This window comes from Vogesella margarita (assembly GCF_028548475.1).
GTDB lineage: Bacteria > Pseudomonadota > Gammaproteobacteria > Burkholderiales > Chromobacteriaceae > Vogesella > Vogesella margarita.
In genome coordinates this window covers 119,112-141,911 of the sequence record NZ_JAQQLE010000002.1, presented here as the reverse complement: position 1 = coordinate 141,911, position 22,800 = coordinate 119,112, and the positions used below count along the sequence as shown (strand labels likewise).

General features: G+C 64.6%; 24 protein-coding genes. 10 read left to right on the top strand and 14 right to left on the bottom strand.

Annotation, left to right across the window (positions count from 1 at the left end; translation table 11 throughout):
* Window positions 1-61: 61 nt before the first annotated feature.
* Window positions 62-526: a GNAT family N-acetyltransferase gene (locus tag PQU96_RS03200; protein ID WP_272770811.1), complete on the top strand. Its 465-nt coding sequence runs from the start codon at window positions 62-64 to the stop codon at window positions 524-526.
* 47 nt (window positions 527-573) lie between these two features.
* On the opposite strand, the gene PQU96_RS03195 is transcribed toward PQU96_RS03200, so the two are convergent.
* The gene (locus PQU96_RS03195) at window positions 574-1,302 is read right to left on the bottom strand and encodes a BPSS1780 family membrane protein (protein WP_272770810.1); all 729 of its coding nucleotides are present in this window, start codon (window positions 1,300-1,302) and stop codon (window positions 574-576) included.
* A 276-nt stretch (window positions 1,303-1,578) separates the two neighbouring features.
* Between PQU96_RS03195 and tkt the strand changes: the two genes are divergently transcribed.
* From tkt to fba, 5 genes are all read left to right on the top strand, one after another.
* Entirely contained in the window at window positions 1,579-3,570 is a 1,992-nt protein-coding gene (gene tkt / locus PQU96_RS03190) for a transketolase (RefSeq protein WP_272770809.1), read from the top strand.
* Window positions 3,571-3,687: 117 nt separating this feature from the next.
* Window positions 3,688-4,701: a type I glyceraldehyde-3-phosphate dehydrogenase gene (gap, locus tag PQU96_RS03185; protein ID WP_272770808.1), complete on the top strand. Its 1,014-nt coding sequence runs from the start codon at window positions 3,688-3,690 to the stop codon at window positions 4,699-4,701.
* A 175-nt stretch (window positions 4,702-4,876) separates the two neighbouring features.
* Complete coding sequence (locus PQU96_RS03180) at window positions 4,877-6,049, top strand: phosphoglycerate kinase (RefSeq protein WP_272771109.1); 1,173 nt, start codon at window positions 4,877-4,879, stop codon at window positions 6,047-6,049.
* Window positions 6,050-6,286: 237 nt separating this feature from the next.
* Window positions 6,287-6,919, top strand: coding sequence for a LysE family translocator (locus tag PQU96_RS03175; RefSeq protein ID WP_272770807.1), 633 nt, complete (start codon window positions 6,287-6,289; stop codon window positions 6,917-6,919).
* 73 nt (window positions 6,920-6,992) lie between these two features.
* Window positions 6,993-8,057, top strand: coding sequence for a class II fructose-bisphosphate aldolase (fba, locus tag PQU96_RS03170; protein ID WP_272770806.1), 1,065 nt, complete (start codon window positions 6,993-6,995; stop codon window positions 8,055-8,057).
* Between the two features lie 76 nt (window positions 8,058-8,133).
* Here fba and PQU96_RS03165 read toward each other — a convergent pair whose 3' ends face one another.
* Window positions 8,134-9,291, bottom strand: a complete 1,158-nt coding sequence (locus PQU96_RS03165) for an HPP family protein (protein WP_272770805.1) — start codon at window positions 9,289-9,291, stop codon at window positions 8,134-8,136.
* 93 nt (window positions 9,292-9,384) lie between these two features.
* Here PQU96_RS03165 and PQU96_RS03160 point away from each other — a divergent pair, with 93 nt between their 5' ends.
* Window positions 9,385-9,546 (top strand): hypothetical protein, encoded by a 162-nt coding sequence (locus PQU96_RS03160; protein WP_272770804.1) that lies wholly within the window; start codon window positions 9,385-9,387, stop codon window positions 9,544-9,546.
* An 86-nt stretch (window positions 9,547-9,632) separates the two neighbouring features.
* The gene (locus PQU96_RS03155) at window positions 9,633-10,427 is read left to right on the top strand and encodes a TIGR00266 family protein (RefSeq protein WP_272770803.1); all 795 of its coding nucleotides are present in this window, start codon (window positions 9,633-9,635) and stop codon (window positions 10,425-10,427) included.
* A 66-nt stretch (window positions 10,428-10,493) separates the two neighbouring features.
* Here PQU96_RS03155 and aroG read toward each other — a convergent pair whose 3' ends face one another.
* The 6 genes from aroG to PQU96_RS03125 all read right to left on the bottom strand — a co-directional run bounded on the left by aroG (window position 10,494) and on the right by PQU96_RS03125 (window position 15,019).
* The gene (gene aroG / locus PQU96_RS03150) at window positions 10,494-11,570 is read right to left on the bottom strand and encodes a 3-deoxy-7-phosphoheptulonate synthase AroG (RefSeq protein ID WP_272770802.1); all 1,077 of its coding nucleotides are present in this window, start codon (window positions 11,568-11,570) and stop codon (window positions 10,494-10,496) included.
* A 246-nt stretch (window positions 11,571-11,816) separates the two neighbouring features.
* The gene (gene dksA / locus PQU96_RS03145; RefSeq protein ID WP_047967729.1) at window positions 11,817-12,227 is read right to left on the bottom strand and encodes an RNA polymerase-binding protein DksA; all 411 of its coding nucleotides are present in this window, start codon (window positions 12,225-12,227) and stop codon (window positions 11,817-11,819) included.
* Between the two features lie 275 nt (window positions 12,228-12,502).
* Window positions 12,503-12,808: a c-type cytochrome gene (locus tag PQU96_RS03140; RefSeq protein WP_272770801.1), complete on the bottom strand. Its 306-nt coding sequence runs from the start codon at window positions 12,806-12,808 to the stop codon at window positions 12,503-12,505.
* Window positions 12,809-12,885: 77 nt separating this feature from the next.
* Complete coding sequence (locus PQU96_RS03135; RefSeq protein WP_272770800.1) at window positions 12,886-13,470, bottom strand: YggT family protein; 585 nt, start codon at window positions 13,468-13,470, stop codon at window positions 12,886-12,888.
* On the bottom strand, window positions 13,467-14,276 hold the full coding sequence (gene proC / locus PQU96_RS03130; protein ID WP_272770799.1) for a pyrroline-5-carboxylate reductase: 810 nt from the start codon (window positions 14,274-14,276) through the stop codon (window positions 13,467-13,469). The genes PQU96_RS03135 and proC overlap by 4 nt, the downstream gene beginning before the upstream one ends.
* A gap of 53 nt (window positions 14,277-14,329) precedes the next feature.
* Window positions 14,330-15,019, bottom strand: a complete 690-nt coding sequence (locus PQU96_RS03125) for a YggS family pyridoxal phosphate-dependent enzyme (RefSeq protein ID WP_272770798.1) — start codon at window positions 15,017-15,019, stop codon at window positions 14,330-14,332.
* Between the two features lie 122 nt (window positions 15,020-15,141).
* Here PQU96_RS03125 and PQU96_RS03120 point away from each other — a divergent pair, with 122 nt between their 5' ends.
* Together PQU96_RS03120 and PQU96_RS03115 are read left to right on the top strand one after the other, a co-directional pair.
* A complete protein-coding gene (locus PQU96_RS03120; protein ID WP_272770797.1) occupies window positions 15,142-16,179 on the top strand; it encodes a type IV pilus twitching motility protein PilT in 1,038 nt (345 codons plus the stop codon).
* Between the two features lie 15 nt (window positions 16,180-16,194).
* Window positions 16,195-17,331, top strand: a complete 1,137-nt coding sequence (locus PQU96_RS03115; RefSeq protein ID WP_272770796.1) for a PilT/PilU family type 4a pilus ATPase — start codon at window positions 16,195-16,197, stop codon at window positions 17,329-17,331.
* A gap of 51 nt (window positions 17,332-17,382) precedes the next feature.
* Here PQU96_RS03115 and PQU96_RS03110 read toward each other — a convergent pair whose 3' ends face one another.
* From PQU96_RS03110 to PQU96_RS03085, 6 genes are all read right to left on the bottom strand, one after another.
* Window positions 17,383-18,612: an EAL and HDOD domain-containing protein gene (locus PQU96_RS03110; RefSeq protein WP_272770795.1), complete on the bottom strand. Its 1,230-nt coding sequence runs from the start codon at window positions 18,610-18,612 to the stop codon at window positions 17,383-17,385.
* Window positions 18,613-18,776: 164 nt separating this feature from the next.
* Window positions 18,777-19,511, bottom strand: coding sequence for an amino acid ABC transporter ATP-binding protein (locus PQU96_RS03105; RefSeq protein ID WP_272771108.1), 735 nt, complete (start codon window positions 19,509-19,511; stop codon window positions 18,777-18,779).
* 2 nt (window positions 19,512-19,513) lie between these two features.
* A complete protein-coding gene (locus tag PQU96_RS03100) occupies window positions 19,514-20,179 on the bottom strand; it encodes an amino acid ABC transporter permease (RefSeq protein ID WP_308446620.1) in 666 nt (221 codons plus the stop codon).
* Complete coding sequence (locus tag PQU96_RS03095) at window positions 20,179-20,922, bottom strand: amino acid ABC transporter permease (RefSeq protein WP_272770794.1); 744 nt, start codon at window positions 20,920-20,922, stop codon at window positions 20,179-20,181. The genes PQU96_RS03100 and PQU96_RS03095 overlap by 1 nt, the downstream gene beginning before the upstream one ends.
* A gap of 130 nt (window positions 20,923-21,052) precedes the next feature.
* The gene (locus PQU96_RS03090; RefSeq protein WP_272770793.1) at window positions 21,053-21,952 is read right to left on the bottom strand and encodes a glutamate/aspartate ABC transporter substrate-binding protein; all 900 of its coding nucleotides are present in this window, start codon (window positions 21,950-21,952) and stop codon (window positions 21,053-21,055) included.
* A 104-nt stretch (window positions 21,953-22,056) separates the two neighbouring features.
* The gene (locus PQU96_RS03085) at window positions 22,057-22,791 is read right to left on the bottom strand and encodes an amino acid ABC transporter ATP-binding protein (protein ID WP_189375634.1); all 735 of its coding nucleotides are present in this window, start codon (window positions 22,789-22,791) and stop codon (window positions 22,057-22,059) included.
* Between the last annotated feature and the right edge of the window lie 9 nt (window positions 22,792-22,800).

Genomic DNA, 22,800 nt, shown 5'->3' with positions numbered 1-22,800 from the left:
TGCAGTCAGCACATCGTGCTATGGTGAGGGTCACAAAACTGGCAATGGGGCAAATTGTACTATGGCAAGTCAAGTGAAGTGGCACTGCCACGGTTTCGGGGACTTCGGCGTGCAGCAGCTGTACGAGGCGCTGCAGCTGCGCGATCAGGTGTTCGTAGTGGAGCAGCGGTCGATCTACGGCGACCTGGACGGTCTGGACCAGCACGGCTGGCACCTCAGCGGCCGCGACGGCAGCGAGCGGCTGGTGGCCTACGCCCGGCTGCTGGCGCCGGGCGTCAAGTATCCGGACGCGGTGGCCATCGGCCGGGTGGTGGTCGCCCCCGATCGCCGCGGCGGCGGGCTGGGGCGGCAGCTGCTGCAGCAGGCGATCCGCCACTGCGGGCAGCGGTATCCGGGGTGCGCCATCATGCTGTCGGCGCAGGCCTCGCTGCAGCACTTCTACGAGGAGTTCGGCTTCGTGGTGCAGTCCGAGCCCTACGACGACGACGGCATCCTGCACCTGGACATGCGCCGTCACGACGCCTGAAACAGCACGGCGGCGAACGCAAGGTTGGCCGCAGTTGCCGCGGCGCGCTAGCGGTGGCGCGGCATGCCGTCGCCGCAGACGTCGTGCCAGGACATGAACACGGTGACGAACATCACCGGCAGCCACAGCAGCAGGCCAAGGCCGAAGGGCAGCAGCGCCAGCCCAAACAGCACCGCCAGGATCAGGCCGCAGTACAACATCGCGCCCCAGTTCGCCATGCCGGCGCGCGCGCTGTAGCGCATCGCCGGCAACGGCTCGCCGCCACGTAGCACGATTTCCACCGGCGCGAACCAGTAGCTCAGCGACGCGACGAACAGGCTGCCGCCCATCAGCACCATCATCAGTATCATCAGCACCGGCGAACGTTCGAACGCATGCCCGGTCTGCAGCGTGTCGCCGAACAGCAGCAACAGCAGCACCGCCATCATCATCAGCAGCACGACCAGCAGGCCGAAGTAGGCGATGCCCAGCATCACCAGCCGCTGCCAGTACGGCTTCAGCATCAGGAACAGGTCCAGCGGGCGCAGCTGTTCGCCGCGCATCGCCTTGGCGGCGGCCAGCACGAAGCCGCCGGCGAATACCGGCACCAGCACCATGCTCAGGAACTGCCCGACCACCGGCAGCGCCGCCACGGTAAGCTGGATCATGCCGTACATCGCGGCGTACAGCAGCCAGGTCAGCGGCTGTTCGCGCACCAGGAAAAAAGCATGCTGGACCCAGGCGGCACCCTGGCGAAACGGCACCTTCTGCGGCACCGGAATGGATAGAGACTCCACGACTGACAGCTCCCCTGTTGTTGATGTTGTGGTCGCCCGCCACGGCACAGTGGCGGCATAAGTGCCGGCAAACGGCTCACCATTGGCATGGTTATACCTGCTGGCAGCCTCTTTCTGCCGGAAATCACGTCATTTGCCGCGCCGCAGCCTGCGGCCAACCTTGCCTGAAAAGGCCGAATTCAGCGATAATTCCATGATTTCGCAACGGTTACCCCATCGGCAAAAGCGGTGGCGTCACTGTTGTTCCGGTTCCCTACAAATTGAGGTTCTTCCCGAATGGTCTCCCGAACCGAGCTTGCCAATGCCGTGCGTTTCCTGTCGATGGACGCGGTGGAAAAAGCCAAATCCGGTCACCCCGGCGCCCCGATGGGCATGGCGGATATCGCCGAAGTCTTGTGGCGCGATCACCTGAAGCATAGCCCTGCCAATCCAGACTGGTCCAACCGCGACCGCTTCGTGCTCTCCAACGGGCACGGCTCCATGCTCCTCTACAGCCTGCTGCATCTCTCGGGCTACGACCTTTCGATCGACGATCTCAAGAACTTCCGCCAGCTGCACAGCAAGACCCCGGGTCACCCGGAGTACGGCTACGCACCGGGCGTGGAAACCACCACCGGCCCGCTGGGCCAGGGCATCAGCAACGCGGTGGGCATGGCGCTGGCCGAGAAGATCCTCGCCGCCGAATTCAACCGCGACGGCTTCCCGATCGTCGACCATCACACCTACACCTTCCTGGGTGACGGCTGCATGATGGAAGGCATCAGCCACGAAGCCTGCGCGCTGGCCGGCACCTGGGGCCTGGGCAAGCTGATCGCCTTCTACGACGACAACGGCATCTCCATCGACGGCGACGTCGAAGGCTGGTTCACCGACGACACCCCGGCCCGCTTCGAAGCCTACGGCTGGCAGGTGATCCGCCACGTCGACGGCCACGACGCCGAAGAGCTGCAGATCGCCATCGCCACCGCGAAGAAGGAAACCGCGCGGCCAACCCTGATCTGCTGCAAGACCGTGATCGGCAAGGGCGCACCGAACAAGGAAGGCGGCCACGACGTGCACGGCTCGCCGCTGGGCAGCGCCGAGATCACCGCCGCGCGCGCCAACCTGAAGTGGGCGTACGAGCCGTTCGTGATCCCGCAGGACATCTACGACGCGTGGAACTACCGCGCCAAGGGTAGCGAACTGGAAGCCGGCTGGAACCAGCTGTTTGCCGACTACGCCGCCGCGCATCCGGAACTGGCTGCCGAGTTCACCCGCCGCATGGCAGGCGAGCTGCCGGCCGGCTGGGACGCGCATGTGGCCGCCAAGATCGCCGCCGCCAACGACAAGGGCGAGACCATCGCCACCCGCAAGGCGTCGCAAAACGCCATCGCCGCGCTGGCTGAGGTGCTGCCGGAACTGGTGGGCGGCTCCGCCGACCTGACCCCGTCCAACCTGACCAACTGGCCGGGTTCCGTAGCCGTGACCGCCGAAGCCGGCGGTAACTACATCCACTACGGCGTGCGCGAGTTCGGCATGGCCGCCATCATGAACGGCCTGGCCCTGCACGGTGGCGTGAAGCCGTTCGGCGCCACCTTCCTGATGTTCAGCGAATACGCACGCAACGCGCTGCGCATGGCCGCGCTGATGAAGATCAACCCGGTGTTCGTGTTCACCCACGACTCCATCGGCCTGGGCGAAGACGGCCCGACCCACCAGCCGGTCGAGCAGATCGCCACCCTGCGCCTGATCCCGAACATGGCGGTATGGCGTCCGTGCGACACCGTGGAATCGATGGTGGCGTGGGCCGACGCGCTGTCCGCCAAGGACCACCCGTCGTGCCTGATCTTCAGCCGCCAGAACCTGCCGTTCGTCACCCGTGACGCCGCGCAGATCGATGGCGTGAAGAAGGGCGGCTACGTGCTGCGCGATGCGGCCAACCCTCAGGCCGTACTGATCGCCACCGGCTCGGAAGTGGAGCTGGCGCTGAAGGCGCAGGAAGCGCTGGCAGCCGAAGGCATCGCGGTACGCGTGGTGTCCATGCCGTGCACCAATGCCTTCGACAAGCAGGACAAGGCCTACCAGGCCAGCGTACTGCCGGCAGGCGTGCCGCGCGTGGCCATCGAGGCCGGCGTGACCGACATCTGGCGCAAGTACGTGGGTCTGGAAGGCGACGTGGTCGGCATCGACCACTTCGGCGAATCCGCCCCGGCCGGCGTGCTGTTCAAGGAATTCGGCTTCACCGTGGACAACGTGGTCGCCAAGACCAAGGGCGTGCTCCGCGCATAACACTCAGGCCGCCCCGCACGGGGCGGCCGCACCATTATCAGTGCCACCAGACCGGCCCAAGCCGGCAGACACGGGCACCTTCCGCTTTTAAAGACATTTTTCTTGGGAGAGAAAATTATGACCATCCGCATCGCGATCAACGGCTACGGCCGTATCGGCCGCCAGGCGCTGCGCTCCATCTACGAGTACAAGCTGCGTAACGAATTCGAGATCGTGGCCGTGAACGCCTCCGGCGATCTGGCTACCAACGCGCACCTGACCAAGTTCGACACCGTGCACGGCCGTTTCGACGCCGAGGTGAGCCACGACGAGCACAACCTGATCGTCAACGGCGACGTGATCCCGTTCTTCTCCACCCGCAACCCGGCCGAACTGCCGTGGGACAAGCTGCAGGTGGACCTGGTGCTGGAGTGCACCGGCTCGTTCACTACCAAGGAAAAGTGCCAGGCGCACATCAACGCCGGCGCCAAGAAGGTGCTGATCTCCGCTCCGGGCGGCGACGACGTTGACGCGACCATCGTGTACGGCGTGAACCACGACATCCTGACTGCCGACATGACCGTGGTGTCCAACGCGTCCTGCACCACCAACTGCCTGGCCCCGGTGGCCAAGGCGCTGAACGACGCTATCGGCATCAAGAAGGGCCTGATGACCACCATTCACGCCTTCACCAACGACCAGGTGCTGACCGACGTGCGTCACAAGGACCTGCGCCGCGCCCGTTCCGCCACCGACAACCTGATCCCGACCAAGACTGGCGCCGCCAAGGCCGTCGGCCTAGTACTGCCGGAGCTGAAGGGTCGTCTGGACGGTTTCTCGGTACGCGTGCCGACCATCAACGTATCGCTGGTTGACCTGACCTTCACCGCTTCCCGCGACACCACCAAGGACGAGATCAACGAGATCGTCAAGGCCGCGTCCGAAGGCAGCATGAAGGGCACGCTGGGCTACAACACCCTGCCGCTGGTTTCCAGCGACTTCAACCACAGCACCGAAGGCTCCATCTTCGACGCCACCCTGACCAAGGTCACCGGCGGCAACATGGTGAAGGTGCTGGCCTGGTACGACAACGAGTGGGGCTTCTGCCAGCAGATGCTGAAGACCGCGCGCGCGATGTTTGCAGCAAAATAAAGCCAGACCATGCCGCCGGCCGCAAGGTTGGCCGCATGCCTGGTAGGGTGGGCCGGACACGTCCGGCCCACACCGTTGTTTGAACGGTAATGCGACGATCTGCCTGCGGGCAGATCGTCGCATTCCGGACGATGGTGGGCCGAACCGCCCACCCTACCTAGCCGAGGAGATGAAATTGCAATTCAAGAAACTGACTGACCTCCCGCTGGCCGGCAAGCGCGTGCTGATCCGCGTGGACATGAACGTGCCGCTGAAAAACGGCGTGATCGGCGACGACACCCGCATCCGCGCCAGCCTGCCGTCCATCGAACACTGCCTGAAGGCCGGCGCCAGCGTGATCCTGATGACCCACCTGGGCCGCCCGACCGAAGGCGAGCCGAAGCCGGAAGACAGCCTGGCGCCGGTCGCTGCGCGCCTGTCCGAGCTCTTGGGCCAGGCCGTGACCGTGTCCGACAACTGGCAAGCCGGCCTGCCGCTGGCCGCCGGTGACGTGGTGATGCTGGAAAACGTGCGCCTGAACAAGGGCGAGAAAAAGAACAACGAAGCACTGGGCCGCGCCTACGCCGGCCTGTGCGACATCTTCGTTAACGACGCCTTCGGCACTGCGCACCGCGCCGAAGCGTCCACCCACGCCGTGGCGCAGTTCGCCCCGGTGGCCTGCGCCGGCATCCTGCTGGCTGCCGAGCTGGACGCGCTGGGCAAGGCGCTGTTGGCACCGGCCCGCCCGCTGGTGGCCATCGTCGCCGGCTCCAAGGTCTCGACCAAGCTGACCATCCTGGAAGCGCTGGCCGACAAGGTGGACCAGCTGATCGTCGGTGGCGGCATCGCCAACACCTTCCTGCTGGCCGAAGGCAAAACCATCGGCAAATCGCTGGCCGAGGCCGATCTGGTGGACGACGCCCGCCGCGTGATCGCCAAGATCCGCGCCCGCGGCGGCGACGTGCCGCTGCCGGACGACGTGGTCTGCGCCACCGAGTTCTCCGACACCGCGACCGCCACGCTGAAGAACGTGGCCGAGGTCGGCGCCGACGACATGATCCTGGACATCGGTCCGGACTCGGCCAAGGTTCTGGCCGACATCGTCGCCAAGGCCGGCACCGTGGTGTGGAACGGTCCGGTCGGCGTGTTCGAGATCGAGCAGTTCAGCCACGGCACCCAGGCGCTGGGCGAGGCCATCGCCAAATCGGCGGCGTTCTCCATCGCCGGCGGTGGCGACACCCTGGCGGCGATCGCCAAGTACGGCCTGACCGAGCAGATCAGCTACATCTCCACCGGCGGCGGCGCCTTCCTGGAATTCCTGGAAGGCAAGCAACTGCCGGCGGTCGCGATCCTCGGCGAGCGCGCCTGAAAACCGGCTAACGACCTCGCGAGCTCGCGCGAGACAAGGCGAAAACGGCTGAGGAAGCGGAGTTGACATAGCGTCAATGCGCATCACCAAGTCGAATTCAACGCGGTATCGCGCGAAGCGCAGCAGGTCGTTACTGCGGCCAACGTTGGCCGCAGTAACGATGCTGTAACTTGCCGGGTACAGGCATCACGCCTAGACTCGGCAACACCCCTATTACAGAAGCAAGGAGCAGCGCCCATGGCCTTCGATACCTGGCTGATCTTCGTCGTCACCGTGTTTTTCGTGTCGGCGACCCCCGGTCCCAACATGCTGCTGGCGATGAGCCACGGCATCCGCTTCGGCCTGCGCGGTGCGCTGCCGACCATGGCCGGCCTGCTGCTGGCGCTGGGGCTGATCATGGGCGGCTCCGCCGCCGGCCTGGGCGCGCTGCTGGCCGCCTCGGAGCAGCTGTTCTCCTTCGTCAAGTACGCCGGCGCCGCCTACCTGGTGTGGCTGGGCTACCAGGCCTGGCGCGCGCCGGTGAGCGAGCGCATGGGCAGCGAAGACGACGAAAGCGCGGCCGCCGTCAGCAACTGGCAGCGTTTCCGCACCGGCTTCCTGGTGGCGATGAGCAACCCGAAGGCCTTCGTGTTCTTTGCCGCGCTGTTCCCGCAGTTCATGCGCGCCGATGCGCCGCAGATGCCACAGCTGGCTGTGCTGGCCGGCACCTTCTACGTGATCGAGAGCAGCTGGCAGGTGGTGTACGCCTTCGGCGGCGCCAAGCTCAAGCACTGGATCACCAGCCCGCTGCGCCAGCGCCTGATGAACCGCTTCGCCGGCGGCTCGTTCATGGCGGCCGGCGTCGCGCTGAGCACCGTCAGCCGCGCCTGATCCCTGCGGCCAACCTTTTTCCGCGCCGGCCACGGCGGGCGCGACAAGCATACAACTACTGGAGACTCACCCCATGGCACTCGTTTCGATGCGTCAGCTGCTGGACCACGCAGCAGAATTCAGCTACGGCCTGCCGGCCTTCAACGTGAACAACCTGGAACAGATGCGCGCCATCATGGAAGCCGCCGACAAGGTGGACGCCCCGGTGATCGTGCAGGCCTCGGCCGGCGCGCGCAAATACGCCGGTGCACCGTTCCTGCGCCACCTGATCCTGGCGGCAGTGGAAGAATTCCCGCACATCCCGGTGGTGATGCACCAGGACCACGGCACCAGCCCGGACGTATGCCAACGCTCGATCCAGCTGGGCTTCAGCTCGGTGATGATGGACGGCTCGCTGAAGAGCGACGGCAAGACCCCGGCCGACTACGCCTACAACGTGGACGTGACCCGCACCGTGGTGAACTTCTCCCACGCCTGCGGCGTGTCGGTGGAAGGCGAGATCGGCTGCCTGGGTAGCCTGGAAACCGGCATGGCCGGCGAGGAAGACGGCGTCGGCGCCGAAGGCGTACTGGACCACAGCCAGCTGCTGACCGACCCGGAAGAAGCCGCCCAGTTCGTCAAGGACACCGGCGTGGACGCGCTGGCCATCGCCATCGGCACCAGCCACGGCGCCTACAAGTTCAGCAAGAAGCCCACCGGCGACGTGCTGCGCATCGACCGCATCAAGGAAATCCACGCCCGCATCCCCAACACCCACCTGGTGATGCACGGCTCCTCCAGCGTGCCGCAGGAATGGCTGCAGATCATCAACGAATTCGGCGGCGAGCTGGGCGAGACCTACGGCGTGCCGGTGGAAGAGATCGTGGAAGGCATCAAGCACGGCGTGCGCAAGGTGAACATCGACACCGACCTGCGCCTGGCCTCCACCGGCGCCATCCGCCGCTTCCTGGTGCAGAACCCGAAGGAATTCGACCCGCGCAAATACCTGGCCGCCAGCACCGCGGCGATGCGCGACATCGTGATCGCCCGCTACGAAGCCTTCGGCGCCGCCGGCATGGCCAGCAAGATCAAGCCGGTCAGCCTCGACACCATGGCCAACCTGTACCTGAAAGGCCAGCTGGCGCAGATCGTGAAGTAAGCACGGCCTGACCATGCAAAACGCCACTCTCCGGAGTGGCGTTTTTGTTGGTGGCGTGCGGCCAACGTTGGCCGCATCAACCGGCATGCAGCCGGTCGCGGAACAGCGCGGCGATCAGGTCCGACTGGCTGATCACGCCGGCCAGCGTGCCGTCGACCGCCAGCACCGGCACATGGTGCAGGCCGCGCTCGGCGAACAGCGGCACCAGCTCCACCAGATGCAGGTCCTCGCGCACGCTGATCAGGGTGCTGCTCATGATCGCCGCCACCCGGCTGTCGCCGGCGCGGCCGCCGAGCAGGCGCGCCAGCCGTTCACGCAGCCCCTGCGGCGAGCCGTCCAGCCGCTTGAGAAAGTCCACCAGCGACACCATGCCCAGCACCTGGCCGGCGTCGGTGACCACCGGCAACGCCCGCACCTTGTGCCGGCGCAGCAGCCGCCACGCCTCCTGCAGCGCGGTGTCCGGACGCAGGCTGATCACGTCGCGCGACATGATGTCGCGGCAGCGGATGTCGCCCAGCCGGCGGCGGTAGGCGTGCATCTCCGCCAGCGTCATCACCTGTTCCAGGTCGCTGCGGCTGATGTCGAGCAGGTGGTTGAAGCCGGACAGTGCCGCTTCCATGTCCTCCTCGCGGATGCCCAGCCGCGCCAGCGGCGCCGGATCGCGGATCAGGTGGCGATTGGGCGGCGGCAGCACGCGCGGGTAGGGACGGCGCAGCAGGTAGTTGTTGAGCAGCCACGCCAGGGCCAGCATCAGCAGCGTATTGCACAACACCAGGCCGACAAAGCCGAAGCCCATCGCCTGCACCGCCGGGCCGCCGACCACCGCGTTCAGCGCGATGGCGCCGCCCGGCGGGTGCAGGCAACGCAGCGCAATCATGGCGAAGATGGCCAGTCCCACCGCGAGGCCGGCCGCCAGCGCCGGCTGCGCCACGTAGTGCGCGCACAGCACACCGATGGTGGCCGACACCAGGTGGCCACCCAGCAGCGGCCACGGCTGCGCCAGCGGGCTGCTGGGCAAGGCGTACAGCAATACCGCCGCCGCGCCCATCGACGCCACCAGCAGCGGCGCCGATCCTAGGGTCAGCGCAGTGAACAGGCCGGTCAGCGCGATGGCAAACAGGGCGGCAGCGGCCACCAGCAGCTGTTCGCGCCGGCCGATCACCAGCGGCTCCGGCCACCAGCGTTCCAGACGCCGGCGCAGTCCGGCCGGCAACAAGGCAAGAGATGTCATCATCCCGCCATTGTATTTGAAGATGTATTTGGTTTGCCACTTTATAGCCGGCCGCCGCCACTTGGCCGGCGCCGCCGCGCTGCGTACACTATGCCGATGAGCGAACTTTTCTCCCCCCTCGAATGGGTCTTCGTGATCATTCTCGGCCTGGTACCGCTGGCCGGTATCGTGTTCCACCTGTGGATCATGCTGCTGCGCCCGCCGAAGCAGCCGCCAACCGACGCGCCCCCGCCGGCACAGGACCGCGAGCAGCCCTGACACCGCGCCTCTCGTCCGGCTTTGCATTGGGCATCCGCAGCCGCTAGCATGAATGCATGCCGGCAACGGTGCCCAAGGAGAGCAAGATGGCAATGGACGTGATCGACTACCAGATCTTCGGCGACGACATGCAGTACGTCGAAGTGGAGCTGGACCCCGGCGAGGCCGCGGTCGGCGAGGCCGGTGCGCTGTACTACATGGAAGACGATGTCAGCATGGACACCATCTTCGGCGACGGCTCGGCGGCGCAGAGCGGGCTGATGGGCAAGCTGCTCGGCGCCGGCAAGCGGCTGATCACCGGCGAATCGCTGTTCACCACCGTCTACCTCAACCAGGGCCAGCGCAAGCGCCGCGTCGCCTTTGCCGCCAGCTATCCCGGCAAGATCGTGCCGGTGCACCTCCTGGAGCTGGGCGGCACGCTGTACGCGCAGAAGGACAGCTTTCTCGCCGCCGCCAAGGGCGTCAGCCTCAGCCTCGCGTTCCAGAAGAAGATCGGCACCGGCCTGTTCGGCGGCGAGGGCTTCATCATGCAGAAGCTGGACGGCGACGGTTACGTGTTCCTGCACGCCGGCGGCACGCTGACCAGCCGCCAGCTGCAGCCGGGCGAGGTGCTGCGCGTCGATACCGGCTGCGTGGTGGCCTACCAGCCGACGGTGGATTTCGACATCGAGTACGTCGGCAAGCTGAAGTCGGCGCTGTTCGGTGGCGAAGGCCTATTCTTCGCCAAGCTGACCGGTCCCGGCCGCGTGTGGCTGCAGTCGCTGCCGCTGTCGCGGCTGGCCGACCGTATCGTCGCCGCCAGCCCCAAGGCCGGCGGCGGCAGCAGCGAGCAGGGTTCGCTGCTGGGCGGGCTCGGCAACATCCTGGACGGCAAGGACTGAAGCGCGGCCAGCGCCTGCATGAAAAAAGCCCGGAGCACGCTCCGGGCTTTTTCGTCGACGGCAGGCTTACTTGCCGGACGGCACACCGACCTTGGCGCGGCGCGCCTGGACCGCGTCGGCCAGCGTCTGCAGCAGCGCCTCGGTATTGTCCCAACCGATGCAGGCGTCGGTGATGCTCTGGCCGTAGGTCAGCTCGCAGCCCGGTTTCAGATCCTGACGACCCTCCACCAGGTGGCTTTCCACCATCACGCCGAAGATGTGCTGGTCGCCGGCCGCCAGTTGCGCGGCGACGTCCTCGCACACTTCCATCTGGCGACGGTAGTCCTTGCGACTGTTGGCGTGACTGAAGTCCACCATCAGCTTCTGCGGCAGGCCGACGGCGGCCAGCTCGGCGGCGGCGGCCTGCACATAGCGGGCCTCGTAGTTTGGCTCCTTGCCGCCGCGCAGGATCACGTGGCAGTCCGGGTTGCCGCCGGTCTCGACGATGGCGGAGTGGCCGGTCTTGGTCACGGACAGGAAGTGGTGCGACACGCTGGCGGAGCGGATGGCGTCCACCGCGATCTTCAGGTTGCCGTCGGTGCCGTTCTTGAAACCGACCGGGCAGGACAGGCCGGAGGCCAGTTCGCGGTGCACCTGCGATTCGGTGGTACGCGCGCCGATCGCACCCCAGCTGATCAGGTCGGCCAGGTACTGCGGCGTGATCATGTCCAGGAATTCGGTGGCGGCCGGCATGCCCATACTGTTCAGGTTCAGCAGCAGGCGGCGCGCCAGGCGCAGGCCGGTGTTGATGTCGTAGGACTCGTCCAGGTGCGGATCGTTGATCAGGCCTTTCCAGCCGACGGTGGTACGCGGTTTTTCGAAGTAGACGCGCATCACGATCTGCAGCTCGCCAGCGTACTTCTGGCGCAGCGGCAGCAGCCGGCGCGCGTATTCTTCGGCCGCGGCCGGATCGTGGATGGAACAGGGGCCGATCACCACCAGCAGGCGGTCGTCCTCGGCACGCAGCAGACGGGCAATGTCACGACGGGCGTTGAAGATCAGCTCGGCAGCGGATTCGTTGATCGGCAGCTCGTACAGGTGAGCAATCGGCGGGAGCAGTTCTTTGATGTCGCGGATTCTGACGTCGTCGGTCTGGCGGTGCATTGCTGTGTCCTTGGTTTCTTTTGTTTGCATAGCAACATTACCCGCTTCACCCAGTCATGCCAAGCCCCAAACCGCATCATGACCGGCGATTTTTTTGGCCACGTCCGCCCTGGCCGCCGCGGCATGAGCTGCCAAGCCCAAGGCCTGAAAACGGCACCATTGGAATATCATTCCAAAACAGATGCCAATAAAAACAAAAAGCACCCAAGAGGGTGCTTTTGTCGGGCAATGCGGCCAACCTTGGGTTCAGTCGGCGTACTGGCGCTTCATGCGTTCTCGACGCTCCTGCGCTTCCACCGACAGCGATGCCGTCGGACGGGCCAGCAGACGCTTGAGGCCGATGGGCTCGCCGGTGTCTTCGCAATAGCCGTAGCTGCCGTCTTCGATCAAACGCAGGGTGGACTGGATCTTCTGCAGCAGCTTGCGCTCGCGGTCGCGGGTGCGCAGCTCCAGCGCGTACTCTTCTTCCAGTGTGGCACGATCCGCCGGATCGGGCGTGGCTTCCTGCTCCTGCAGGTGGCTAGCCGTGGCACTGGCGTTGCTCAACAGCTCTTGTTGCATGTTCAACAAGCGCTCCTTGAAGAACTCAAGATGGTCGGCGTTCATGTAGTCATCGCCGGACCAGTTGATGATGTCTTGTTCAGTCAGCTTGGCCATAGTTTGATGCTTCCAGCTATAAAGTTGTGGCAACAGGCGTGGAAGATTACCGACGGCATAAGGAAAGTGCAACACAATCCGTACGCCATTTCCAGCACAACTGTCTTTTATCTTGTGTATATAGTGCCGAACGGGGGTGAACTCAAGAGGGCAGGCCAATTAAGGTCGGAGTTAAGACATTGGCAAGAAACACGAAAAACGGCGCGGCGACTGATCGGCCCCGCGCCGGTACGACAAAAGCGCCTGACGGCGCTTTCATGTTGCATAAAACGTGATTACTTCTGGCTCAAGACCCACTTCACCAGCGTTTTCAGATCGGCATCGCTGACCTGCGGATGAGCCGGCATCGGGATCGGCCCCCACACGCCGGAACCACCGGCCTTGACCTTGGCCACCAGTTTGGCTTCGGCACTCTTGTCGCCGGCGTACTTCTTGGCGACATCCTTGTAGGCCGGGCCGACGATCTTCTTGTCGACCGAGTGACAGGCAACACAGGCGTATTTCTGTGCCAGCTGCAGGTTGGCAAAAGCGGGGGTGGCCAGCACGCCCAGGGCCACAGCGGCCAATAGCATTTTCTTCATGCAACGTTCTCCACAGGATCAAACCCCTGCCCTGGCTCCGTCGCCAGGCAGGGCGACTCCACTTGATAACCGAATGCTCATACTGCCATCTTGAGTTGCATCAAGAAAGACATTTCCAGCATCCGGACCGGCAACATCAGGATCACCTGGATCACCAGCAACAGCACCAGCGGCGACAGGTCGACGCCGCCGATCACCGCGCGCTGGAACGGGCGCAGGTAGGGGCGGGTCAGCGCCTCCAGCACCGGACGCAGGCCGTTGTAGGGATTGACCCAGCTGAGAATGGCCAGCACGAATACCGCGCCCATCAACAGGTACAGCGACAGGCGGAACACGTCGAGCACAGCCAGCAGCGTCAGCGCCAGCCAGCTCTGCGGATGCAGCAGGTCGTAGGGCAGCGGGTTGAGCAGCAGGATGCAGACCAGCGCCAACAGCGATACCGCCCACGCCAGCACCATGGTGGCGGTGTCATAACTGCGCCACGCCGGAATCCAGCGCCGCAAGGGCAACACCGCAAAATTGCTGACCGCGATCACGAACTGGGTCAGCGGGTGCTTGAACGGCGCCCGTGCCACCTGCAGGTAGAAGCGCATCAGCAACACCAGCACGAACAGTTCGCTGATGGTCTTGATCAGGAATTGCAGCGTTTCCAGCAGCATCATTCGCCGTCCTTGCTCAACAGGTCACCCAGCTCCACCGAGCGGGCGCGGCAATCCAGCGCCCCGGCGATGATCGCCGCCTTGACGCCCTCGGCCTCGAAACGGGCGATGGCGCGCTCGGTGGTCCCGCCCTTGGACATCACGTTGGTGCGCAAGGTTGCCACCGGCAGCGGGCTTTGCTTGGCCAGCTCCACCGCGCCCTCGAAGGTGCCCAGCACCAGCGCCCGCGCTTCCTGCTCGCTGAAGCCGACCTGGCAGGCGCCCTCGATCATGCTCTCGATAAAGTAGAACACGTAGGCCGGGCCGCTGCCGGAGACGCTGGTGATGTCGTCGATGCCGCCCTCGGTCTCCAGCCAGCTGGTGATGCCGACCGCCTGCATGATGCGTTCCGCGGTACTGCGATCCGCCTCGCCGACATCGGCGGCGGCGTACAGCCCGGACACACCCTTGCCGACCATGGCCGGAGTGTTGGGCATCACCCGCACGATGCGCGAGCTGCCCAGCCAGCGGCCCAGCGCCTCCAGCCGCACCCCGGCAGCAATCGACACCACCAGCGCGCCGTGCAGGCGCGGTGCCAGTTGCTGGCACACCGCCTGCAGCGCCTGCGGCTTGACCGCCAGCACCACCACCTCGTCGGCGGCAAAACGCTCCGGCAGGGTCGCCAGCGCGGTGACACCGAACTCGGTCTGCAGGCTGGCGCGCTTGTCTTCGTGCAGCTCCACCACGCTGATCTGCTGGCCGGGCTGCTTGCAGAGTCCGGAAATGATGGCGGAGGCCATATTGCCGCCACCGATGAACGTGATACGCATGGTTTTCCCCTGGTTCTTGTTGCTTCGCCCGCTGGCGAAGCCTGATTGGACGGTTAGCCGTAGTGGCGCGCGCCGAAGATCGCGGTGCCGACGCGCACCATGGTGCTGCCGGCGGCGATCGCCGCCGCCATGTCGCCGGACATGCCCATCGACAGCGTGTCGGTGGCGATGCCGGCCGCCGCCAGCTGCTGCTGCAGCGTGGCCAGCACGCCGAAGCGTGCGGCCAACGTTGCCGCATCCTGCGTCGGCTCCGGAATGCACATCAGCCCGCGCAGGCACAGGCCGGGCAGGGCGGCGATGGCCTGCGCCAGCGGCAGCACCTCGTCCGGCGCGCAGCCGCTCTTGCTGTCCTCGCCGGAGACGTTGACCTGGATGCAGACATTCAGCGGCGGCAGGGTCGCCGGGCGCTGCGCCGACAGTCGTTCGGCGATCTTCAGCCGTTCCACCGAATGCACCCAGTGTGCCAGCTCCGCCACCGGCCGCGTCTTGTTCGACTGCAGCGGGCCGATGAAATGCCACTCCACCGCCAGGTCCTGCAACTCGGCGGCCTTGGCCTGCAGCTCCTGCACGTAGTTCTCGCCGAAGCGGCGCTGGCCGGCGGCGTAGGCTTCGCGCACCGCCGCAGCCGGGAAGGTCTTGCTCACCGCCAGCAGGGTCACGCTGCCGGCGTCGCGACCGGCGGCCTGTGCCGCACTGCCGATCGCCGCCTGCACCCGCTGCAGGGCGCTGCTGATATCTGTCATCGTCTGCTCGCTTTCTCTCCCGCCGGTGGCCGTGGCCTCAGTGGGCAGCGACACCCGGCGGCGTTACAATCGTCCGCACCGATTCGATGAACCCGGCATTGTTGCGGACGCGGAGAAATTATATGGAAATTTCCGAACTTCTGGCCTTTACGGTCAAAAACAAGGCATCGGACCTGCACCTGTCGTCCGGCTTGCCTCCGATCATACGGGTACACGGCGACATCCGCCGCATCAACCTGCCGCCGATGGCGCACCACGACGTGCACGACATGGTGTACGACATCATGAACGACCACCAGCGCAAGGCCTTCGAAGAGTCCTTCGAGTGCGACTTCTCCTTCGAGCTGCCGGGCATCGCCCGCTTTCGCGTCAACGTGTTTCTGCAGAACCGCGGCATCGCCGCGGTGTTCCGCGTGATTCCGTCCAAGGTGCTGTCGCTGGAGGATCTCAACGCGCCGAAGATCTTCCGCGAAATCTCCGACCTGCCGCGCGGCATCGTGCTGGTCACCGGCCCGACCGGCTCCGGCAAGTCCACCACGCTGGCGGCGATGGTCGACTACATCAACGAGAACCAGTATTCGCACATCCTGACGGTGGAAGACCCGATCGAATTCGTGCACGAAAGCAAGAAGGCCCTGATCAACCAGCGCGAGCTCGGCGCCCAGACGCAGAGCTTCGCCAACGCGCTGAAGAGCGCGCTGCGCGAGGACCCGGACGTGATCCTGGTCGGCGAGATGCGTGACCTGGAAACCATCCGCCTGGCGCTGACTGCGGCCGAAACCGGCCACCTGGTGTTCGGCACCCTGCACACCAGCGGCGCTGCCAAGACCGTCGACCGTATCGTCGACGTGTTCCCGGCCGGCGAAAAGGAAATGGTGCGCGCGATGCTGTCGGAAAGCCTGCGCGCGGTGATCTCGCAGACGCTGCTGAAGACCAAGGACGAGAGCGGCCGCGTCGCCGCCCATGAAATCATGATCGGCACCCCGGCGATCCGCAACCTGATCCGCGAAAACAAGATCGCGCAGATCAACTCGATGATCCAGACCGGCCAGCAGTACGGCATGCAGACCATGGACATGTGCCTGCAGGAACTGGTGCGGCGCAATGTGGTGTCGGTCCAGGACGCCCGGCAAAAGGCGTCCAACAAGGACGCGTTCTAAACGAGGTAGTAGCGTATGGAAAAAGACCAGGCATCACGATTCATCCACGATCTGCTCAAGCACGCGGCCAGCAAGAACGCCTCCGACATCTTCATCACCTCCGACTTTCCGCCGGCGATGAAGATCGACGGCAAGATCACGCCGGTGGCGCCGCAGGCGCTGACCGGGCAGCACTGCAAGGAGCTGGTGCGCTCGGTGATGAACGACCGCCAGATGGAGGAGTTCGAATCCAGCTCCGAGGCCAACTTCGCCATCAGCCCGCCCGGCATCGGCCGCTTCCGTGTCAGCGCCTACATGCAGCAGGGCAAGGCCGGCATGGTGCTGCGCAAGATCAACACCGAGATCCCGACGCTGGAGCAGCTGAACATGCCGGTGGTGCTGCAGGACGTGGCGATGATCAAGCGCGGGCTGGTGATCTTCGTCGGTGGCACCGGCTCCGGCAAGTCCACCTCGCTGGCGGCGCTGGTGGACTGGCGCAACAGCAATGCGGCCGACCACATCATCACCCTGGAAGACCCGATCGAGTACGTGCACCAGCACAAGAAGAGCATCATCACCCAGCGCGAGATCGGCGTGGACACCGAGAGCTGGGAGGTGGCACTGAAGAACACACTGCGCCAGGCGCCGGACGTGATCCTGATGGGCGAGATCCGCGACCGCGAATCGATGATGTACGGCCTGCAGTTTGCCGAAACCGGCCACCTGTGCCTGGCCACGCTGCACGCCAACAACGCCAACCAGGCGCTGGACCGCATCCTCAACTTCTTCCCGGAGGAGCGTCACCAGCAGGTGCTGATGGACCTGTCGCTGAACATGCGCGCCATCGTATCGCAGCGGCTGATTCCGCTGAAGCAGGTCAAGGGCCGTGTGGCGGCGGTGGAAGTCCTGCTCAACAGCCCGCTGATCGCCGACCTGATTTTCAAGGGCGAGGTGTCCGGCATCAAGGAGGTGATGGGCCGCTCGCGCGAGACCGGGATGCAGACCTTCGACCAGGCGCTGTTCGAGCTGTACGAAGGCGGCCAGATCAGCTTCGAGGACGCGCTGCGCAACGCAGACTCGGTCAACGACCTGCGCCTGAAGATCAAGCTCTACGGCGAGGAGAGCAAGCACAGCGATCCGCTGAGCGGGATCGACCACCTCGACATCGTGTAAACAAAAGGTTGGCCGCAACGGCTTGCGGCCAACCTTGCCGTGCCCCGCCGCTCAGGCGGGAACGTCGTCCTGCCACATCTTGCGCACCCACTCCAGCGCTTCCAGCTGCACCTGGTTGAAACTGTCCGCCGCCAGCGTCGGCAGTGGCGTCGCCGTCTCGCGGCATTCGGCCAGCTCGGTCTGCGCCAAGAGCTCGCCGAGCATGCCCTGCCGGTACAGCAGCGCCTGCAGCACCTTGTCGCGCAGCGCCAGCGATGCCACCAGCGACTGCATGCTCATGCCCAGCAGGCTGTCGGCCAGCGACAGGATGCCGGTCATGAACGCCTCGTCGCGCTCGGCCGGCGGCGCCAGCAGCTCCATCATGCGGCCGCGCACCGCCGCCATCTCCAGCAGCGGGCTGGGGCCGCTGCCTGGGCGACAATCGGCGGCGAACAGGATGACCAGCGCCCAGCGCTTCAGCCGTGAGGAGCCGAGCATGGTCAGCGCCTCGCGGATGGAGCGCACCGGGCGGCCGTAGTTTTCCGCCGCGTTGACCAGCTTCAGCAGGCTGACCACCATGTCCGGCGCCCCCTTGAACGCCTCCTCCAGCGCCAGCAGCTCGGCGTCCTGCATCACCAGCCCCAGCAGGCGCAACATCAGCGCGCGGTGCGGATGGGCACGCTGCTGCTGCATGACGGTCGGCTTGGCGAAGAAGTAGCCCTGGAACAGGCGGATGCCCAGCTCGCGGCAGCGTTCGAACTGCTCGTAGCTGTCCACCTTTTCCGCCAGCAGCTGGCCGCGATAGCCCTGCAGCCGCTGCAGTAGCGCCGGCAGCCGTGCCAGCGACACCTGCTGCAGGTCGATCTTCAGGTAGGCCACCAGCGGCAGCATCGCCTGGATTTCCGGGGTGATGTCGCTGACGTCGTCCAGCGCCAGCCGGTAGCCGCGCGCCCGCAGCTCGCGGCAGCGCGCGCGCACCGAGTCGTCCAGCGGTACGCTTTCCAGGATCTCGATGATGATGCTCTCCGGCGGCAGCAGGTCCAGCATCGGGCTTTTCAGCAGCCGTTCATTGACGTTGATGAAGCCGGGGCAGCCTTCCAGCACCCGCGACATGCCCAGATCGATGAAGGTGTGGCGGATCACCGAGGCGGTGGCGCTGACGTCATCGAGGAACTGCGCGCGGTTTTCCGGTCCGGAGCGGAACAGCAGCTCGTAGGCGACGCGCTGCTGCTGGACATCGACAATCGGTTGGCGGCCAAGATAGATGGTGGTGTGCATGTCGGCGATATTAGCGGATGCCATCGTCAAACAAAACCGCGATCATGACCGGCATATGTCAGGCATGATCAAGCGCAAGCCTGACGGGGGAAAAAACCACACCCGCGGGCGCGGGTGCAAAAAACGCCACCGCAAGGGTGGCGTTCCATGTGAAACGTTGGCCGCAAAGCCTGCGGCCAACCGTGCACTCAGTGCTGCAGGATCTTGGACAGGAACTGGCGCGCGCGCTCGGAGCGGGCGTCGATATTGCCGAAGAATTCCTCCTTCTCGCAGTCCTCGACGATGGCACCGCGGTCCATGAAGATCACGCGGTTGGCCACCTTGCGCGCGAAACCCATCTCGTGGGTCACACACATCATGGTCATGCCTTCGTGCGCCAGTTCCACCATCACGTCCAGCACCTCGTTGACCATTTCCGGATCCAGCGCCGACGTCGGTTCATCGAACAGCATCGCGATCGGGTCCATCGCCAGCGCACGGGCGATCGCCACGCGCTGCTGCTGGCCGCCGGACAACTGGCCGGGGAACTTGCCTGCGTGTGCCTTCAGGCCAACGCGGTCGAGATAGTGCATGCCCTTCTGCATTGCCTCGTCCCGGTTGCGGCCGAGCACGCGCTGTTGCGCGATGGTCAGGTTCTCGGTGATCGACAGGTGCGGGAACAGCTCGAAGTTCTGGAACACCATGCCGATGCGGGCGCGCAGCTTGGGCAGGTCGGTTTTCGGGTCGCCGACCGACACGCCGTCGACGAAGATCTCGCCCTTCTGGAACGGCTCCAGCGCGTTGACGGTCTTGATCAGTGTGGACTTGCCGGAACCGGACGGGCCGCACACCACCACCACTTCGCCTTTCTTGACGTTGGTTGTGCAATCGGTGAGTACCTGGAAGTCACCGTACCATTTGCTGACGTTCTTGATCTCGATCATGCTCATACTGCCAACCTCTTTTGCAGACGCTTCACCAGAGAGGACGCGCCGAAACTGATAACAAAGTACACCGCACCGGCAAAAATCAGGAACTCGTGCGATTGCCCCATGATGTCGCCGCGCGCGCGCGCGGCATTGAGGAAGTCGATCAGGCCGACCGCATACACCAGCGAGGTGTCCTGGAACAGGATGATGGTCTGCTGCAGCAGCAGTGGGGTCATCTTGCGGAACGCCTGCGGCAGAATGATCAGGCGCATCGCCTGGCTGTAGGTCATGCCCACGGCGTAGGCGGCGTTGATCTGTCCCTTGGAGATCGACTGGATACCGGCCCGCACGATCTCGCAGTAGTAGGCGGCCTCGAACATCACGAACGCCACCAGGCAGGAGGTGAACGCGCCGACGGCGACGAACTCGCCGGTGATCCAGTTCAGAATCATCGGCACCGCCAGGTAGAACCAGGTGATCACCAGCAGCAGCGGGATGGAGCGGAAGTAGTTGACGTAGGCCTTGGCCAAACCGGACAGCATGGCGTTGCTGGACATGCGCGCCAGTGCCAGCACGGTACCGAGGGCGATGCCGCCCGCGACCGCCAGCACCAGCAGCTGCAGCGTCAGCTTCATGCCGTCCCACAGGCTGGGCAACGACGGGATAATCTGGCTGAAATCCATTATTTGGCCCCTCCCATCATGCCGGGAATGCGTACTTTCTTCTCGACCAGGTTCATCAGCGCCATCAGGCTCATGTTGAGCACGAAGTAGATCACCGTGGCCAGGGTAAACGCCTCAAAGATGTTGGCGCTGAATTCCGCGGTCTGCTTGGTCTGCGCCAGCAGTTCCATCAGGCCGATCAGCGACGCCACCGAGGAGTTCTTGAAGATGTTGAGGAACTCGCTGGTGAGCGGCGGGATGATGATGCGGAACGCCTGCGGCAGCAGCACGTGGCGATAGGTCTGCCCGATGCTGAAACCGACGGCCAATGCGGCAGCGCTCTGGCCCTTGGGCAGCGCCTGGATGCCGGTACGCACCTGCTCGCACACCCGCGCCGCGGTAAACAGCGCCAGACACACCACCACCGAGACATAGGCCGAGGTCGCCGGGTTCAGGTCCTGCTTGAACCAGGTCTGCAGCGGCTCCGGCAGATAGTCCGGCACCACGAAATACCACATGAACAGCTGTACCAGCAGCGGCACATTGCGGAACAGCTCGACGTAGCCGGTGGCAATCGCCGGCAGCGCCTTGCCCGGCAGGGTGCGCATCACGCCCAGCACCGACCCCAGCAGCAGGGCGATGATCCAGGCGACGAGCGCCACGGCAATGGTCCAGCCCAGACCGGAGACGAACCAGTCGAGATAGATTTCGCTGCCGATGCCTGTGGACTTGAAGAAGATGTTCCAGTCCCAGTTGTAATTCATAGACGTCTCCAAAAGAAAAGGGGCGCCAGCAGCGCCCCTCCGGGAGCGGGTTGCCGGGTGTTGCCACCCGGTCCCGGTCTCGTTTCACGCTTGTGTCAGAAAACCCGCTCCGTCATTACCGACAAGCTGCTTACATTTCCTCGGCAGACTTGTCTGTCGGCTTGGCCACCAGCGACTTGAATTCGTCGGACATCGGGAAGTTCAGATTCAGGCCTTTTGGCGGTACCGGTGCCATGAACCACTTGCTGTAGATCTTGTTCACTTCGCCGGACTTGAAGGTAGCCTTGAGCGCGTCATCGACCACTTTCTTGAAGGCCGGATCTTCCTTGCGCATCATGCAGCCGTAGATTTCGAAGGACTGCGGCTTGCCGGTCACCACCCAGTTGCCCGGGTTCTTGGCCTTGGCCATTTCGCCGTACAGCAGCGCATCGTCCATCATGAAGGCGACGGCACGACCCGACTCCAGCATCAGGAACGATTCGCCGTGATCCTTGGCGGAGATGATGTTCATGCCCATCTGCTTCTCGGCGTTCATCGCCTTCAGCAGGCGCTCGGAAGTGGTACCGGCGGTGGTCACCACGTTCTTGCCCTTCAGGTCCGGGAAGTCCTTGATGCCGGAAGTCTTGGCGGTCAGCAGGCGGGTGCCGATCTCGAAGATGCCAACGGAGAAGGCCACCTGTTTCTGGCGCTCCAGGTTGTTGGTGGTGGAGCCGCACTCCAGATCCACGGTGCCGTTCTGTACCAGCGGGATGCGGGTCTGCGAGGTCACCAGGTTGTAGCGCACCTGCAGGTTAGGCATCTTCAGCTGTTTCTTCACGGCTTCGACCACCTTCAGCTGCAGGTCGTGCGAGTAGCCGATCGGCTTGGTCGGGTCGTTCGCCAGGTAGGAGAACGGGATCGAGGCATCACGGTGACCGAGCACGATCACGCCGGAGCTCTTGATCTTGTCCAGGGTACCTTCGGCCATGGCCGGAGCGGCAAAGGCGGAAGCGATGACAGCAGTAGTCAGCAGACGAGTCGTAAAGCGCATTGGTTTCTCCATTTTCTCTTGGGTTTTGCTGCTTTTATCAAGCCGTACCGGCTGGGTATGGCCCGGAAACCTGGCACCACCAGTACAGCGGTGCCGGTGGGCAATCAGCTCATCGGGGTGAGCAATTGCCGCAAAAACTGTTGTGCCCGTTCGTGTTGCGGGTTCTTGAAAAATTCTTCCGGCGGCGCCTGTTCCACGATCTTGCCGTGGTCGATGAACACCACCCGGTCAGCCACTTCGCGGGCAAAGCCCATTTCGTGGGTGACCACCATCATGGTCATGCCGGATTCGGCCAGATCCTTCATCACCTTCAGTACTTCACCGATCATCTCCGGGTCCAGCGCGGAGGTCGGTTCGTCGAACAGCATCACCCGCGGTTCCATCGCCAGGCCGCGGGCGATGGCCACGCGCTGTTGCTGGCCGCCGGACAGCTGCGCCGGGAAGGCGTCCTTCTTGTGGGCGAGACCGACCCGCTCCAGCAGCGCCACCGCCTGCTTGTCGGCCGCGGCCTTGTCCATGCCCTTCACCTTGATCGGCGACAACGTGATGTTGTCCAGTACCGACAGGTGCGGGTAGAGGTTGAAGTGCTGGAACACGAAACCGACTTCGGCGCGCAGCGCGTTGAGATCGGTTTTCGGGTCGGCCACGTTCTTGCCGTCGACCCAGATCTCGCCCTCGTTGATGCTCTCCAGCTGGTTCACGGTGCGGATCATGGTCGACTTGCCGGAGCCGGACGGCCCGCACACCACCACCACCTCACCCTGCGCCACCTGCAGGTCAATCCCGTTCAATACGTGCAAGTCCTTGAACCACTTGTGGACATTGTTGAAACGAATCATCACTTTTCC